The following is a 15383-nucleotide window of genomic DNA, read 5'->3' as shown; positions in this document are numbered from 1 at the left end:
AAGCCGACCCTGAGGTCGGCTTTGTCGGCAAGTGGTAGTAATCAGAACTCGGCGGTACGCGGGGTACGCGGGAAGGGGATGACGTCGCGGACGTTGCCCATGCCGGTCACATAGACCACCAGACGCTCGAAGCCCAGACCAAAGCCGGAGTGCGGGACTGTGCCGTAACGGCGCAGGTCGCGATACCACCAGTAGTCTTCCTTGTTCAGGCCCATCTCGGCCAGGCGGGCATCCAGCACCTCCAGACGCTCTTCACGCTGGGAGCCACCGATGATCTCGCCGATCCCGGGGGCCAGTACGTCCATTGCGGCAACGGTTTTGCCGTCATCGTTGAGACGCATGTAGAAGGCCTTGATGTCTTTCGGGTAGTTCTTCACCACCACAGGAGACTTGAAGTGCTCCTCGGCCAGATAGCGCTCGTGCTCGGAGGAGAGATCGATGCCCCAGGAGACCGGGAACTCGAAGGTCTTGCCGCAGTTTTCCAGCACTTCGATGGCATCTGTGTAGTCAATCTGGGCAAAGTCGGAGGAGACGAAGCGTTCCAGGCGGCCGATGGCATCCTTGTCGATGTGTTGGGCGAAGAACTCCAGATCGTCGCGGCGCTCGGTCAGCACGGCGTTGAAGACGTATTTGAGCATGGCTTCGGCCAGGGCGGCGTTATCTTCCAGGTTGGCGAAGGCGATCTCCGGCTCAACCATCCAGAACTCGGCCAGATGGCGGCTGGTGTTGGAGTTTTCGGCGCGGAAGGTGGGCCCGAAGGTGTAGACCTTGGAGAGGGCGCAGGCGTAAGTTTCGACGTTGAGCTGACCGGACACGGTCAGGAAGGTCTCCTTGCCGAAGAAGTCCTTGTCGTAATCGACCTTGCCGGCATCGGTGCGCGGCAGGTTTTCCAGATCCAGGGTGGAGACGCGGAACATCTCGCCGGCACCTTCGGTGTCGGAGGCGGTGATGAGCGGGGCGGCGATCCACAGATAACCTTGCTCGTGGAAGAAACGGTGAATGGCCTGAGCCAGGCAGTTGCGCACCCGGGTCACGGCGCCGACCACGTTGGTGCGGGCACGCAGGTGACCCTGCTCGCGCAGGTATTCGATGCTGTGGCGCTTGGCAGACATGGGGTAGGTGTCCGGATCTTCGACCCAGCCTACGACCTTGACCTCGGAGGCTTGCAGCTCGAAAGCCTGGCCGCTGCCCTGGGAAGCGACAACCACACCGGTCACTTCCACGGAGCAGGCGGTGGTCAGACGCAGCACTTCATTCTCGTAATTGGCCAGGGTATTGGGGACAACCGCCTGTACCGGATGGAAACAGGAGCCATCGGATACGGCCAAAAATGAGATTCCCGCCTTGGAATCACGGCGAGTCCGGATCCACCCTTTTACTGTCTGGGTGGTGCCAACCGCATATTTACCGGTCAGCACATCTACTACGGATGCGTGCGTCATCGAAATATTGTCTCCAGCTTGTTCTTGCAGCGCTATGGGTCTTGCCCGGGCATTGATAGGCCCATCATGGCAGACTAAGCCGTCAATCTTACCCGCGCGGGTTTGATAAACAAGCAAAAATGTCGGACTCTGGAGGGGTTTTGTGCCCGGATCACCTCATGAGCGGGCCACTTGGGTGGGGGATGGGCATGAAAGAGCGGCGACATGGACCTGACAGGTTGACTCGGGTGCTGCAGGGCTTGGTGATCCTCTGCTGGGGCGGCTTCATCGCCTTGCTCTCCCTCTATCACTTCGCACGGCCACAGACTGCCTACGGTTTTCTGATCTATGGCGGGGTCAAGGTACGCCAGAGCTGGGATCCCGTGCTGACTCCCTGGCTGGTGCACGGGCTTTGGGGTTGCGCTGTGCTGACCCTGGTGGTCTTGCTGTTCGAGCGGCAACGTTGCCGTCGTCGGGAGGATGTCGGCCTGGTGCATCTGGCCATCTTGTTGCTGATCCTCATCGCCAGCCTGCTGTTCTACTACAGGGGCTAATCTTTCTTTTTCTCGTCCCTCTCCGGGCGAGGTGCGGGGCGCTTGCCCAGCTGACGCTCCACGCTGTCGAGCATCTGGTTGTAGGCCAGTGCGACCCGACCTATCTCGTCCCCTTCATCCCCTTCCAGTCGATGACCGAAGTCGTGCAGATCGGTGGCCTCTTCCATGGAGCGGGTCAGCTGGTTGAGGGGGCGGACTATCCAGGTGCGGATGACCCAGAGGGTCAGCAGCAGGCCCAGCCCGAAGATGACGGTGAGGCTCAGCGCCGAGGTGAGAATGTTCTGCTCGACCCGGGTGAACAGGGTGTCGAGGGAGTAGTCAAAGCGCACCGCGCCCAGCACGGTATTCTCCGGCACCAAATGGCAACTGGTGCAGTCGGTGCCGCGAAAATCCTTCTTGGCCAGCAGCGGCCGGGTCACCACTAGCTTGCTGTGCATGCCGTCGTGCACCACCTCCAGGCTGCCTTTGCCCGCCAGCGCCAGCTCATCGAATCTGTCCTTGGGCTGTTCGCTCTCGTGACCGGCCCCATACTGGGCACTCACCGACTCGCCGCGCACTATGCGGGCATCTTCCACATGGGCGTGCTCGATAAACTTGTTTCGCAAGGTGTCGCGGGCATCCATTTTGCCGGTCAGCATCAGCATGTTGAGGCCATCGAAATAGGCCTCGGTCTGCTCGCGGCTCTGCTCCTTGATCAGGGTCAGGATGAGATCGCGCTCGCGCACGGCCTGATAGGCCGAGGAGAAGACCAGCACCATGGAGAAGATGAACAGCAGGAAGAAGTTGATTTTGGCAGCAATGGAGAGGCGCATGGGAACGGTACATCTGTTGGGTAAAACCCGCGCAGTCTACTCGCCTCGGCCGTTCGGGTCTGGTGCCTTGCTCACATTCTGATGAAAAAGAGTCAAAAGGCCCTGCATTCTCATGCAGGGCCTATTCATTCAGGCTCAGAATTCGCCGCTGGCGATGGCCTCATTGATGGCGCCGGTCAATACCCTCAGCTCCTCGGGGGTGATGACGAAGGGGGGCATCAGGTAGACAAGCTTGCCAAACGGCCGGATCCAGGCCCCCAACTCGACGAACTTGCGCTGGATGCGGGCCACGTCCACCCGCTCCTTCATCTCTACCACGCCGATGGCGCCGAGTACCCGCACATCGGCCACTGCCGGGTTGAGGGTCAGTTCGACCAGCTCGGTTTTGAGCTGATACTCGATGGCCTGTACCCGTTCGGCCCAGGGCGAGGCGAGCAGCAGGTCGATGGAGGCGTTGGCCACCGCGCAGGCGAGTGGATTGCCCATGAAGGTGGGGCCGTGCATAAAGACGCCGGCCTTGCCGTCACAGACGGTGCGGGCAACATGCTCGGTTGTCAGGGTCGCAGAGAGCGTCAGATAGCCGCCGGTGAGCGCCTTGCCCAGACACATAATGTCGGGGCTGATCCCTGCCCAGTCGCAGGCAAACAGCTGGCCGGTGCGACCAAAGCCGGTGGCGATCTCGTCGGCAATCAAGAGCACGCCGAACTCGTCGCACAGGGCGCGCACCCACTGCAGGTAGCGTGGATGGTAGAAGCGCATGCCGCCCGCTCCCTGCACTATGGGCTCGAGTATGATGGCCGCGATCTCCTGGTGGTGGTCAGCCATGAGCGTGGCCAGCTCCACCACGCTCTGCTCATCCCACTCGGCGTGGAAGCGGCAGCTCGGTGCCGGCGCGAAATGGTGCTCCGGCAGGAATCCCTTGTAGAGCTCATGCATGCCGCCATCCGGGTCACAGACGCTCATGGCGCCGAAGGTGTCACCGTGATAGCCGCCGCGCAGGGTGAGGAACTTGGCTCTGGGCGCGCCTCTGGCGTGCCAGTACTGCTGGGCCATCTTGAGTGCCACCTCCACCGCCACCGAGCCCGAGTCGGCCAGAAACACTCGATCCAGTCCGGCCGGGGTTATCTCAACCAGTCTGCGACACAGCTCGACGGCCGGGGCATGGGTCAGGCCGCCAAACATCACGTGAGACATCTTGCCGAGCTGGGCGGTGGCAGCCGCGTCTAGTTCCGGCACCTGATAGCCGTGAACGCAGGCCCACCAAGAGCTCATGCCATCCACCAGTTCGCGGCCATCGGCGAGGGTGATTTTTACCCCTTTGGCACTGGCTACTTCATAGCAGGGCAGGGGATGGGTGAGAGAGGTATAGGGGTGCCAGACATGGTGCAAGTCGAATTCTTGGTTGTTCATTATGTGTTCTGTTGTCAATTGGTTTGATCTGGTCGGTGTTGACAGTCTACGCGCGCTCTCTACACTAGCCAACAATTTCAGCCACTTGGCTCCTTACTCGCTGGATGGCGCGGGAGCAAAGTGGCGGGTCCGGGTCTCGGCCATCCAGGATGGCGGGCGCAGGATCCCACTTATAACAACCGGAAGCCATGTATGAATGCTCACACCGCGGGCGGCCACGCCCTTCGTCACGACTGGACCCTATCCGAGGTTCAGGCCCTGTTTGCCCTGCCATTCAACGATCTGCTGTTCCAGGCTCAGACGATACACCGCGCTCATTTCGACCCGAACGAGGTGCAGGTGAGCACCCTGCTCTCCATCAAGACGGGTGCCTGTCCGGAGGATTGCAAATACTGCCCCCAGAGCGCCCGCTATCACACCGGGCTCGAGACCGAGCGGCTGATGGAGGTGGAGAAGGTGCTGGAACGGGCCCGTGAAGCCAAGGCCAACGGCTCGTCCCGTTTCTGCATGGGGGCTGCCTGGCGCAACCCCAAAGAAAAAGACATGCCCTACGTCATCCGGATGATTGAGGAGGTGCGCGGGCTGGGCATGGAGACCTGCATGACCTTGGGGATGCTCACCGCCGATCAGGCCGCTCGCCTCGGCGCGGCGGGCCTTGACTACTACAACCACAACCTCGACACCTCGCCGGAGTTCTACGGCGAGATCATCTCCACCCGCACCTATCAGGACCGGCTCGATACCCTGGAACACGTGCGCGGCGCCGGCATGAAGGTCTGCTCCGGCGGTATCGTCGGCATGGGCGAACAGGCCAAGGATCGGGCGGGCCTCTTGATGGCGCTGGCCAATCTGCCGCGCCACCCGGAGAGCGTGCCCATCAACATGCTGGTCAAGGTGAAGGGCACGCCGCTGGAGAACGAAGAGAACCTCGATTCGTTCGAATTTATCCGCACCATAGCCGTGGCGCGGATCATGATGCCGGCCTCCCATGTGCGCCTCTCCGCCGGGCGGGAGAAGATGAACGAGCAGATGCAGGCGATGTGCTTTATGGCGGGTGCCAACTCCATCTTCTACGGCTGCAAACTGCTGACTACCCCCAACCCCGATGAGAACAGCGATATGCAGCTGTTCAAACGGCTCGGCATTCGCCCGGCCCAGCGGGCCCAGAAGCCGGATCAGGTTCAGACATTGGAACTGGAAGCCGAGCTGCTGGCCGAGGTGAGCCGTCAGAGTGAGCCGGATGAGATGTTTTACGATGCCACCCGTCCCCGTGCCGGCGTAGCGCGTCCATGAAGAGCCCTGTGGTAACGAGCCCTTTTGGTCTGGGTAAGGCCCTGGCCGGACGCGAGCAGGCCGCCTTGCTGCGTCGCCGTACTGCTACCGATGGCAGCACGGGTGCCAGCTTGGTGGTCGATGGCCGCGACTACCTCAACTTCTCTGCCAACGACTACCTGGGGCTCGCCGATGATCCCGCCATCAAGGCCGCCTTCAAAGAGGGGATCGACCGCCATGGTGCGGGCGCTGGCGCCTCGCCCCTGGTGACAGGCTACAGCCGTGCCCACCAGCAGCTGGAAGAGACGCTTGCCGACTGGCTCGGGGTGGAGGCGGTGCTGCTGTTCAACTGCGGTTTTTCCGCCAATCAGGCGGTGCTCAAGGCCCTGCTCGGCAAGGAGCACCTGCTGTGGCAGGACAGGCTCAACCACGCCTCCCTGCAGGAGATGGGCAGCCAGCTGCCCTGCAGAATGAAGCGCTTCGGTCACAACGACATAGCGGCCCTTGAGCGTCAACTTGAGCCAAACCGGGGCTTGATCGTCTCGGAAGGGGTGTTCAGCATGGATGGGGATCAGGGCCCCTGGCGCGAGCTCGCAACACTCGCAGCTCAAAGCGGCAACTGGCTGATGATCGACGATGCCCACGGCCTCGGCGTGCTGGGGCCACAAGGGCGCGGCACCCTGGCGGCGCAGGGGGTTGCTCCGTCCAGCGTGCACATCCAGATGGGGACCTTTGGCAAGGCGCTTGGCGTCGCCGGGGCCTTCGTGGGGGGCAGCCGCGAGCTGGTGGAATACCTGGTCAACTTTGCCCGCCACTATGTCTACAGCACCCATATGCCTGCCGCCCAGGCTTGCGCCGTGAGCAAGAGCATAGCGCTGGTGCGCACCGCCGATGAGGCCCGAGTCCACTTGCAGCAGTTGATCGCCCGCTTTCGGCAGGGCGCCGCCGCCCTTGGCTGGCCGCTTGGGGCGAGCTTCACCCCCATACAGCCGCTGCTGGTGGGAGAGAGTGCCGCCGCCCTGCAGCTGGCCGAACGACTGCGCGCATTAGGGCTCTGGGTCACCGCGATTCGGCCACCGACAGTGCCGGTGGGCACGGCGCGGCTGCGCATCACCTTGAGTGCGGCCCACAGTGAACAGGATGTGGATCGCCTGCTCTATGCCCTCGGCCCTTGCACCCTGTCGGCCAGCGGCAATGAGGATGCCGCAGATCCGAGAGGTGCTCGCCATGCATGAGCGTTTCCAGTCGGTCGACAAGGCCCAGCTGGCCCGTCGCTTCGGCGCCGCCGCCCACCACTACGATGCCCACGCCCGCTTTCAGCAGGAGGTGGGGCTGGCGCTGCTCAAGCGGATGCCAGACGCCTTGCCTGCATCGGGGCTGGGTCATGGGGGGCAAGAGTATGCTTTGGCAGATATCTTGCCGGGAGCAGGACTGGATCTGGGCTGCGGCACAGGTTTCTTTTTGCCGCACCTGGCCCGCCGTTGTCACCGGCTGCACGGGCTGGATCTCGCCCCCGGCATGCTGGCCCAGGCCGCCCTGCGCGGCAGTGGCGCTCATCTCGTGTGCGGCGATGCGGAGCAGTTGCCCTTTGCCGATCAGAGTCTGGACTGGGTCTTCTCCAGCCTGGCCTTGCAGTGGTGCGAGCGCCCGGCGCAGGCCTTTGCCGAGCTGCATAGGGTGCTCAAACCCGGCGGTCAGCTGCTGTTCTCGACCCTGCTCTCGGATTCGCTCTGGCAATTGCGTGAGGCCTGGCGCACGGTTGACGACAGTCCCCATGTCAATCGCTTCCTCAGCCTGCCACAATTGCAGGATGCCATGGCCGCAGGGGGCTTCACCGCCCCTCGCCTCGAGAGCCTGACCTGGTCGCTCGCCTATCCCGAACTGAACGGTCTGCTGCGCGATCTCAAGGGGATAGGGGCCAGCCAGATCAATGACGAGCGCCAGTCCGGCCTCAGCAGCCGGCAGCGCTTGCAGCGCCTGACGGAGGCTTATGAAGCCTACCGTCAGCCGGATGGCCTGCTGGCCGCCAGCTATCAGGTGTGCCTGGGGCGCCTGATCCGCCGATAAGCTGGCCTGAGTCGGCCCTTGCCGGGTCTGTCCGGGGGACGCAATGTGCGAACAAGTCGGGCTGAACTTATCTTCTGTCCTGGATACTTGATATGCAGGTGATCTGCCCCTATAAACGGCGGGCTGTCGCCTGATTTGTGTTGAGGAGTCATCATGGTTAAATCCTTCTTTATCACCGGCACAGATACCGATGTGGGCAAGACGCTGGTCGCCCGCACCCTGTTGCTGGAATTTGCCGCCCATGGCATTCAGTGCGCTGGTTACAAGCCAGTCTCCGCTGGCTGTGCTCGCACCCCGGATGGATTGCGCAACCTGGATGCCGTCTTGCTGCAAGAGGCGGCCAGCCTGTCGCTGCCTTACGATCTGGTCAATCCGTTCGCTTTTGAACCGCCCATCGCGCCCCATATCGCCGCCAGCGAGGCCCGTGAGGCCATCACGCTGAAGGGCTTGTCCGATGGTTTGCGCCAGATAGAGCAGGCCGGCGCCGAACTCATCATCGTGGAGGGGGCCGGGGGTTGGTTTTTACCGCTGGATCGCAAGCACCTGCTGTCGGACTGGGTCAAGCAGGAGAACATGCCGGTGATCATGGTGGTGGGGGCCAAGCTGGGTTGCCTCAACCATGCGCTGCTCACCTTCGCCGCCATTCGCAACGACAATCTGCCGGTGGCGGGCTGGGTCATGAATCGGCTGCACGGCTCCATGAGCCACTACCAAGAGAACCTAGACACGCTGAGGGGCTTGCTGCCCGCCCCATTTTTGGGTGAAATACCCTTTGTAAACAATCCGCTCGAGGCCGATCTGCGCGGGCGTCTCGACATTTCGCCCCTGCTCTGAGGCCGACATTCAGCGAACATTCATCGAATCTATCTATTATGTTGGGCAGGTGTGGTCCCGGCTGGCAGTTAAGCTGTGCGGGGCCACGCATCCATATCTCACAAGGAGTCAATATGAAGCGAATTATGCTATTCCTGGTGACCAACCTGGCCGTCATGCTGGTGCTGGGGGTGGTACTCAATATCCTGTTCTCGGTTCTGGGGATCAACAAGTCCAGCATTTCCGGTCTGTTGGTGTTCTGTGCCGTGTTCGGTTTTGGGGGTTCCTTTATCTCCTTGCTGATGTCCAAGTGGATGGCCAAGCGTAGCTATGGCGTCCAGGTCATCGAGCAACCCCGAAACGAGACCGAGCACTGGCTGGTCAGTACCGTGGCCCGTCAGGCCCGTGAAGCGGGCATCAAGATGCCGGAAGTGGGGATCTACGACTCCCCCGAGATGAATGCGTTCGCCACCGGTGCCCGCCGCGATGACTCGCTGGTTGCCGTCTCCTCCGGCCTGCTCTACAGCATGAGCCGGGACGAGGCGGAAGCCGTGCTGGCCCACGAAGTGAGCCACGTGGCCAACGGCGACATGGTGACCCTGACCCTGATCCAGGGGGTGGTGAACACCTTCGTTATGTTCTTCGCCCGTATCGTGGCCGGTGTCATCAGCAACTTCTTCAGCTCCAACAACAGCGAAGAGAGCAACAGCTCGGGTGGCTTTGCCTACATGATCACCGTCTTCGTGCTGGAGATGCTGTTCGGCGTGCTGGCTTCCATGATCGTCATGTGGTTCAGCCGTCAGCGTGAGTTCCGCGCCGACGCCGGTGCCGCCAAGCTGGCCGGCCGCGACAAGATGATTGCCGCACTGCAGCGCCTCTCCCGCGGGGCCGAGCCGCAGATGGAAGGTGCCATGATGGCCTTTGGCATCAACGGCAAGCGCTCCGTGAGCGAGCTGTTCATGAGCCACCCGCCCATCGAGCAGCGCATTGCTGCCCTGCGCGGTTGAGTGTTATGCCCGAGTGACACACCCGCATAAAAAACGGCTGCCCTTGGGCAGCCGTTTTGCTTTGTGCCATCGGGTCACAGCTTGAAGTGGCCCATCTCCTGGCGCAGCAGCCGCGACAGCTGCTTGAGCTTGGCGGCTTCCTGCGATACATGGCGGGCCGCGTCCCCCGACTGCTCGGAGAGGGAGGTGATGTTGCCGACGGTGGAGACCACCTCGTTGGCGGCGGTGGATTGTTCGCGCAGCGTGTGGCTTATCTCCCCCATCAAGCCGGTCAGGTTGGCGGCGTGGCTCTTGATGCTGGCGATGGCCTCGCCGGTCTGATTGGCCAGGCTCACGCCGCGGGAGACGTTGTTGACGGTGGTTTCCATGCTGCGGATGGAGGCATCCGCCCCGCTCTGGATCTTGCTGATCATACCGGTGATCTGCTGGGTCGACGCCGCCGAGCGGCTGGCGAGGTTGCGCACCTCGTCGGCCACCACGGCGAAGCCCCGTCCCTGTTCACCCGCCCGCGCTGCCTCGATGGCTGCGTTGAGGGCCAGCAGGTTGGTCTGATCGGCGATGCCGCGGATCACCTCTATGATGTCCGAGATCTGCTGGGTGTGGCTGTTGAGCTCGGAGAGGCTGCTGGCCGCGTTGGATACGGTGTCCGAGATGCTCTGTATGCTGTCCAGAGTCTGCTTGATGACGCCGGATCCCTCTTCCAGGGTATTGGCGGAAACCTTGCTCAACTCGTCGGCATGGGTGGCGTTGTCGGAGAGGTGGCTGATGCTCACCACCAGCTCCTCGATGGCCGCTGCCATGGTCTGGGTACTGGTCTGCTGGGAGGTGGCAAACTGGGCGGTCTGCTCCGCTATCTGGGCTATGCTGTCGGCCGATCCCGACAGCTCCTCGGTGGAGTGGGAGACCTGGGCGATGATCCCCTTGAGGGTGGACTGCATGGTGGCCAGCAGGCCGATCAGGCTCTCCTTCGCGCCGCTCGGCACATGGATCTGGCGCGAGAAGTCCCCCTGCGCCAGGCTGCCGAGATCACTTCTGAGCTGGCTGACCGAGGTGCCGACCAGATCGAGCAGGGCCTTGTAGGTGCGCCACAGGAAGAACATCAACACCAGACCCAGGGCGATGAAGAGGTAACGCAACATGGAGGACTGGCTGGTGGCATCGTCCACCGCCTGCTGGGTACGGTTCTCCATCATGACGTAGAAGTCATCTATGGGGGACATGATGCGTCCCTTGTTCTGGTGATAGGCCTTGTCATGCATCATGGCGATGGCCTTTTGCTGGTTGGCGACTAGATCACCGTCCGTCTGCTGCACCAGCTTGAAGGCCGCCACTTCTGTGTTGACCAGCGCATCCGAGTTGTTCTTGGCCTCGTTGAGCTTGGCCAGCTCCCCGTCGGTGAAGCCGGCGTCCTTCATCATATCGATGAGGCCACGACGAAGATTGCTGTCGGGTCTCGGGCTCTGGCCGTTGGCGGCGACAAAGTCCCAGTAGATGCGGTTGTAGCCTTGTGGCCGGTTCTGTTCACCGTTGCGAATGGCCAGGATCCGCATGTACTGCTGTTCGTAGGCGGGATCCTTGGTGATCACATAGGTACGACCCAGCCGGGTCAGATCATCGGAGGATTGCCGCAGTTCATCGGCCAGCAGATAGGATTGATAGCGTTGCTGATAGCTCTGTTCGAGTTGTGTCCCTGACCAGCTGTAGGCAAAAAATACCAGCGACAGCAGGATCAAGGTGACAACGGAAAGCAAGAGATTGAGTTGAAAGGCGGGTCTGTTCTGTTCCATGGTTTGAGCATCCTTATTCTGACCAGAGCAACCCCCTTTGTCACACGGCGAAGGCCGGTACTTCTGTGAGGTTTTATTGCTGTTGCTGTGAGTATAGGGGTCGGGTTCGGCAAGCTTGGCGGGCAGTGACGAGAAAAGGGAAAAAGGGCTTGAGGAAGGGGCCGGGAAGCATGAACGATGCCATGCTCCCGGCCCGCAGGATTATCGCGGCCCGATCACCAGATCGGTCAGCGGCACGGCGCAGCAGGTGAGGATCTTGCCCTCGGCGCGCTCGGCAGCCGTGATGGCCGGGGCATCCGGGTGATCCACCTCTCCCGAGACGAGGGTCTGCTTGCAACTGCCGCAGATGCCGGCGCGGCAGCTCCAGGGCAGCTCTACTCCCTGCTTGTGGGCTTGATCCAGTATGGTGCCCTGATTGTTGCCGGCAAAGGCCAGTTCACCTATGCGCAGCCGTATCACCTGGTGGGGGCGCGCCACCGAGAGGATGGCGCCGCCGAAGCTCTCCTGCCGGATCTGGCTGGCGGGCACGCCAAGGGCGGCCAGTCTGGCCGCCGCATCAGCCATAAAGCCGTGGGGGCCGCACAGGAACACCTCCCGCTGCAGCAGCCCCTTGATCTGGGCCAGATGGGTATCGCAGAGGCGCCCTTTCAGCCCCTGCCAGTGGCCATCGGGCTGGCTCAGGATCAGAGTAAGCGCCATCCCCTGCTGCGCCATGGCGTAGAGTTCGGCGGCGGCCGGGATATCGGCCTCGCTGCGACACAGGTGCATGAAGTGCACATCCCCCAGCTCCCCGCGCAGGGCCAGGGTGCGGGCGATGGAAAGCATGGGGGTGACACCTGAGCCGGCCGAGAGCAGCAACAGAGAACGCTCGGTGCCGAGGTGAAACTCGCCAGCCGGGGCGGATGCCAACAGGGTATCGCCCACCCGCAGCTGCTGGTGCAACCAGGGGGAGATGCGCCCCTCACCGAGGCGCTTGACGCTGATGCTGTAGCGCTCCGGCAGATCCGGGCTTGAGCTCAGGGTATAGCGCCGCTGCAACCGCTCGCCCTTGATATCCAGACTGATGGGCAGGTGCTGGCCCGGCAGATAGTCGGGCAGCGGCTCCCCATCTGCCGCTTCGAACCAGAAGGTCTCCAGATCCCGTGCCAGCGGCTCGCGGGCGACGCAGACCAGCTCCCGCTTCTTCGGCGCCGCATTGGGGTAGACGAGGGGACGGGTCGTCTCCAGCACCTCTATCTCGCTGCCCGCCTCAATCCAGCCCTCGTTCAGTGCCACCAGATTCTGACCAAAGTAGACCTCGCCATCCTCGCCACGGCGGTAGCGGGTGAGGGTGGCCAGCGGCTCTTTCAGGGCATTGAAGCGATCGGTGCCCGCTTCCACCGTGGTCATGATGCAGCGGCTGCAGGGTTTGACCACCTGAAACGCCACCTCGCCGATACGGATGCGTACCCAGCTGTCCTCCTCGAACGGACGAGTGCCGCTCGCCACCAGGTTGGTGCGAAACTGGCTCATCTGGTGCAGGGCATCGGAGCGCAGGTTGAGATCCTCAAGCGAGGCCTGACTGATGAGCAACAGCGGATAACCGTCGGCAAAGCTGACCCGGGTGCCGGTCTTCTCCCGAAAGCGGTCTGATGTTTCGCCAAGCCAGAGCAGCTCTACCATTTCCCCTGCCACTTTGCTCAGCCACGCATCGGCGCTCATATCGGTATGCAGGGCGGTAAAGCGGTCGCTCCAGACACCGGTTGCCTGCGGGGTGCGACTGAAGTCGGCCTCTTGCAGGGTAAGCGGTTCAAATCCCGGATAGCGCAACTGCAAGCCGCCCTCTATGGGGGTTGCCACTACTTGCTGTAGCTGGGGATGGGTACGGGCTGTGATAAAGGTGCCGTCCGGTTTGACCACCATGTAGCGGCGATCTCCCTGCAATCCCTCTTCGGTCACCAGAGCGCGAGTCAGTGGCATGCCTGCCGTTGATTTGATGGGGTAGAGATGAATGCTGTCGAGTGTTGGCATGTCCTGATCCTGTGAAGTGCCCTGTGTTAACAAGGGGAAGAGCGCTGTGACTGTCGTGGCAGCCATCTCTGCAGTGTGCTGCGCCGGTTGTCGAAGGTGTGACATGCTCAACCCAATCACATCTTCAATCGGACAAGATGTTACAGGGGTCACGTTCTGTTCTCCATACCCCATAAAGTGCAACATTATTTGATCCTGATCCGTCAATCAGTACAAAAATCAGTCCACTATCGAGACAGCTTCCAGTTTCTAACGCTTTCGCTTCTTCCCTCTCCGGCCACCGTCCGCTTCGGCTAAACGGTATCAAGTGCCATCGGATGGGGCCTGTCACACAAAAAGAAGAAAGCAATGTATGAGCAAACAACTGGATATGACCCCACAGCCGGATCTCTCCCAGAAAACGGGAACAGGTCCGGTCCGTACTCGGCTACCTGTCTGGCGGCCGGCCCTGCCACCTTGCAACCACGCCTGCCCGGCCGGCGAGAACATCCAGGCCTGGCTTGCCCTGGCCGAAGCGGGCCGCTTTGAAGCGGCCTGGCAGACGCTTATCGAAGAAAATCCGCTGCCCGCCGTTCATGGCCGGGTCTGCTATCACCCCTGCGAGAGCGCCTGCAACCGCGCCCAGGTGGATGATGCCGTCTCCATTCACGCCATCGAACGCTTCCTCGGCGACGAGGCGCTGGCCAAAGGTTGGCAGCCTGCGCCACCGGCGCCCGCCAGTGGCAAGAAGGTGCTGATCGTCGGCGCCGGTCCCTCCGGTCTCTCCTGCGCCTGGCACCTCAACCGGCTCGGCCATCAGGTGGAGATCCGCGAAGCGGGCCCGCTCGCCGGCGGCATGCTGCGCTTTGGCATTCCCGCCTACCGGCTGCCCCGCGATGTGCTGGACAGGGAAGTGGCCCGCATCCTGGCCGCTGGTGTCACCCTCACTCTCAATCACAAGGTGGAAGACGTGCTCAAGGCCCGCGATCAAGGGGGGTTTGACGCCGTCTTTATGGCCATCGGCGCCCATCTGGCCAAGCGGGTCGATATTCCGGCCCGGGAGGCGGGCAAGATCCTCGATGCGGTGAGTTTCCTTGAGCAGGCCAGTCTGGCCGAAGAGCAGGGACTGCCGCCCCCCAAACTGGGACGGCGGGTGGCGATCTACGGTGGCGGCAACACTGCCATGGATGCGGCCCGTACCGCCCGCCGCCTCGGGGTGGAGGAGGCGATGATCATCTACCGCCGCGACCGGGATCATATGCCGGCCCACGCCTTCGAGGCCCTTGAGGCCGAGGAGGAGGGGATCAAGATCAACTGGCTGCGCAGCATCCGCCAGCTCGACAACACCAGCATCGAAGTGGAAGTGATGGCGCTGGATGAGCAGGGTAAGCCGGTGCCCACCGGCAAGTTTGAAACCCTCGAAGCGGACTCCCTCATTCTGGCGTTGGGGCAGGAGGTGGACTTGAGCGTGCTGGAGAGCATTCCCGGCGTCCGGATCAACCAGGAAGGTGTGGTGCAGGTGGCCGACAACCTGATGACGGATGTGCCGGGTCTGTTTGCCGGCGGCGACATGGTGCCCTCGGAGCGCACCGTCACCATAGCCACCGGCCACGGCAAGAAGGCGGCGCGCCACATGGATGCCTGGCTGCGCGGTCGCCACTACCACAAACCGCTCTCCTACCCGCTGGTGGGGCCTGAGCAGCTGCAACTCTGGTTCCAGACTCACGCCCCTGCCAGCAGCCAGCCGGTCAAACCGGCGTGGGCACGGGACGACTTTGGCGAGATCATCGGTGGGCTGGATGAGGTGGCCGCCCGCTACGAGGCGGCGCGCTGCTACTCCTGCGGCAACTGCTTCGAGTGCGACGGCTGCTACGGCAGCTGTCCCGAGCAGGCCATCGAGAAGCTGGGGCCGGGCCACGGCTATCGGGTGGATGCGGCGCGTTGCACCGGCTGCGGCGCCTGTCACGATCAATGCCCTTGTCATGCCATCGAGCTGCGCCAACCAGAGGAGTCCCAATGAAACATGAACTGATCATGGTCGATGGCAACGAAGCCGCGGCCCGGGTGGCGTATCAGCTGAGCGAAGTGTGCGCCATCTATCCCATCACCCCCTCCTCGACCATGGCCGAGCTGGCCGACGCCTGGGCGGACGAGGGGCAGACCAACCTCTGGGGCAACATCCCCACAGTCGTGGAGATGCAGAGCGAAGGGGGGGCGGCCGGGACTGTGCACGGTGCCTTGCAGGCGGGGG

General features: G+C 62.5%; 12 protein-coding genes and 1 pseudogene. 8 read left to right on the top strand and 5 right to left on the bottom strand.

Annotated features, from left to right (window positions below):
- Positions 1-41: 41 nt before the first annotated feature.
- Positions 42-1442, bottom strand: a complete 1401-nt coding sequence (asnS, locus tag BN1128_RS21340; RefSeq protein ID WP_042872569.1) for an asparagine--tRNA ligase — start codon at positions 1440-1442, stop codon at positions 42-44.
- A 182-nt stretch (positions 1443-1624) separates the two neighbouring features.
- Between asnS and BN1128_RS21335 the strand changes: the two genes are divergently transcribed.
- Complete coding sequence (locus tag BN1128_RS21335) at positions 1625-1975, top strand: hypothetical protein (protein ID WP_082030500.1); 351 nt, start codon at positions 1625-1627, stop codon at positions 1973-1975.
- Here BN1128_RS21335 and BN1128_RS21330 read toward each other — a convergent pair.
- Both BN1128_RS21330 and bioA read right to left on the bottom strand, forming a co-directional pair.
- Positions 1972-2787, bottom strand: coding sequence for a HAMP domain-containing protein (locus BN1128_RS21330; protein WP_042872567.1), 816 nt, complete (start codon positions 2785-2787; stop codon positions 1972-1974). The genes BN1128_RS21335 and BN1128_RS21330 overlap by 4 nt on opposite strands.
- Positions 2788-2922: 135 nt before the next feature.
- Positions 2923-4197: an adenosylmethionine--8-amino-7-oxononanoate transaminase gene (gene bioA / locus BN1128_RS21325; RefSeq protein ID WP_042872566.1), complete on the bottom strand. Its 1275-nt coding sequence runs from the start codon at positions 4195-4197 to the stop codon at positions 2923-2925.
- Between the two features lie 192 nt (positions 4198-4389).
- Here bioA and bioB point away from each other — a divergent pair, with 192 nt between their 5' ends.
- The 5 genes from bioB to htpX all read left to right on the top strand — a co-directional run bounded on the left by bioB (position 4390) and on the right by htpX (position 9356).
- On the top strand, positions 4390-5490 hold the full coding sequence (bioB, locus tag BN1128_RS21320; protein ID WP_042872563.1) for a biotin synthase BioB: 1101 nt from the start codon (positions 4390-4392) through the stop codon (positions 5488-5490).
- Positions 5487-6704, top strand: coding sequence for an 8-amino-7-oxononanoate synthase (bioF, locus tag BN1128_RS21315; protein ID WP_042872562.1), 1218 nt, complete (start codon positions 5487-5489; stop codon positions 6702-6704). The genes bioB and bioF overlap by 4 nt, the downstream gene beginning before the upstream one ends.
- The gene (gene bioC, locus BN1128_RS21310; protein WP_042872579.1) at positions 6697-7536 is read left to right on the top strand and encodes a malonyl-ACP O-methyltransferase BioC; all 840 of its coding nucleotides are present in this window, start codon (positions 6697-6699) and stop codon (positions 7534-7536) included. Before bioF ends, bioC begins: the two co-directional genes overlap by 8 nt.
- Before the next feature lie 153 nt (positions 7537-7689).
- On the top strand, positions 7690-8370 hold the full coding sequence (gene bioD, locus BN1128_RS21305; protein ID WP_042872560.1) for a dethiobiotin synthase: 681 nt from the start codon (positions 7690-7692) through the stop codon (positions 8368-8370).
- 113 nt (positions 8371-8483) lie between these two features.
- Positions 8484-9356, top strand: coding sequence for a protease HtpX (gene htpX / locus BN1128_RS21300; RefSeq protein ID WP_042872557.1), 873 nt, complete (start codon positions 8484-8486; stop codon positions 9354-9356).
- A gap of 74 nt (positions 9357-9430) precedes the next feature.
- Here the strand turns inward: htpX and BN1128_RS21295 are convergent, their stop codons facing one another.
- Positions 9431-11143: a methyl-accepting chemotaxis protein gene (locus tag BN1128_RS21295; protein WP_042872555.1), complete on the bottom strand. Its 1713-nt coding sequence runs from the start codon at positions 11141-11143 to the stop codon at positions 9431-9433.
- Between the two features lie 201 nt (positions 11144-11344).
- Entirely contained in the window at positions 11345-13153 is a 1809-nt protein-coding gene (locus tag BN1128_RS21290) for an MOSC N-terminal beta barrel domain-containing protein (protein ID WP_042872553.1), read from the bottom strand.
- Between the two features lie 352 nt (positions 13154-13505).
- On the opposite strand from BN1128_RS21290, the gene BN1128_RS21285 reads away from it, so the two are divergent.
- Together BN1128_RS21285 and BN1128_RS21280 are read left to right on the top strand one after the other, a co-directional pair.
- Entirely contained in the window at positions 13506-15152 is a 1647-nt protein-coding gene (locus BN1128_RS21285) for an NAD(P)-binding protein (RefSeq protein WP_042872552.1), read from the top strand.
- Positions 15149-15383, top strand: a pseudogene (locus BN1128_RS21280) (hypothetical protein); the annotation flags it as partial. The gene BN1128_RS21285 and the pseudogene BN1128_RS21280, both read left to right, overlap by 4 nt.

This window comes from Aeromonas piscicola, assembly GCF_000820005.1.
Classification (GTDB): Bacteria; Pseudomonadota; Gammaproteobacteria; order Enterobacterales; family Aeromonadaceae; genus Aeromonas; species Aeromonas piscicola.
The sequence above is the reverse complement of the archived record's forward strand: the minus strand, read 5'-3'. Positions and strand labels throughout refer to the sequence as shown.

Coding starts and splice junctions, on each gene's coding strand:
- BN1128_RS21285 (WP_042872552.1), top strand. CDS start 13,506: ATGAGCAAACAACTGGATATGACCCCACAGCCGGATCTCTCCCAGAAA.
- bioF (WP_042872562.1), top strand. CDS start 5,487: ATGAAGAGCCCTGTGGTAACGAGCCCTTTTGGTCTGGGTAAGGCCCTG.
- BN1128_RS21335 (WP_082030500.1), top strand. CDS start 1,625: ATGGGCATGAAAGAGCGGCGACATGGACCTGACAGGTTGACTCGGGTG.
- BN1128_RS21330 (WP_042872567.1), bottom strand. CDS start 2,787: ATGCGCCTCTCCATTGCTGCCAAAATCAACTTCTTCCTGCTGTTCATC.
- bioD (WP_042872560.1), top strand. CDS start 7,690: ATGGTTAAATCCTTCTTTATCACCGGCACAGATACCGATGTGGGCAAG.
- BN1128_RS21290 (WP_042872553.1), bottom strand. CDS start 13,153: ATGCCAACACTCGACAGCATTCATCTCTACCCCATCAAATCAACGGCA.
- bioB (WP_042872563.1), top strand. CDS start 4,390: ATGAATGCTCACACCGCGGGCGGCCACGCCCTTCGTCACGACTGGACC.
- BN1128_RS21295 (WP_042872555.1), bottom strand. CDS start 11,143: ATGGAACAGAACAGACCCGCCTTTCAACTCAATCTCTTGCTTTCCGTT.
- htpX (WP_042872557.1), top strand. CDS start 8,484: ATGAAGCGAATTATGCTATTCCTGGTGACCAACCTGGCCGTCATGCTG.
- asnS (WP_042872569.1), bottom strand. CDS start 1,442: ATGACGCACGCATCCGTAGTAGATGTGCTGACCGGTAAATATGCGGTT.
- bioC (WP_042872579.1), top strand. CDS start 6,697: ATGCATGAGCGTTTCCAGTCGGTCGACAAGGCCCAGCTGGCCCGTCGC.
- bioA (WP_042872566.1), bottom strand. CDS start 4,197: ATGAACAACCAAGAATTCGACTTGCACCATGTCTGGCACCCCTATACC.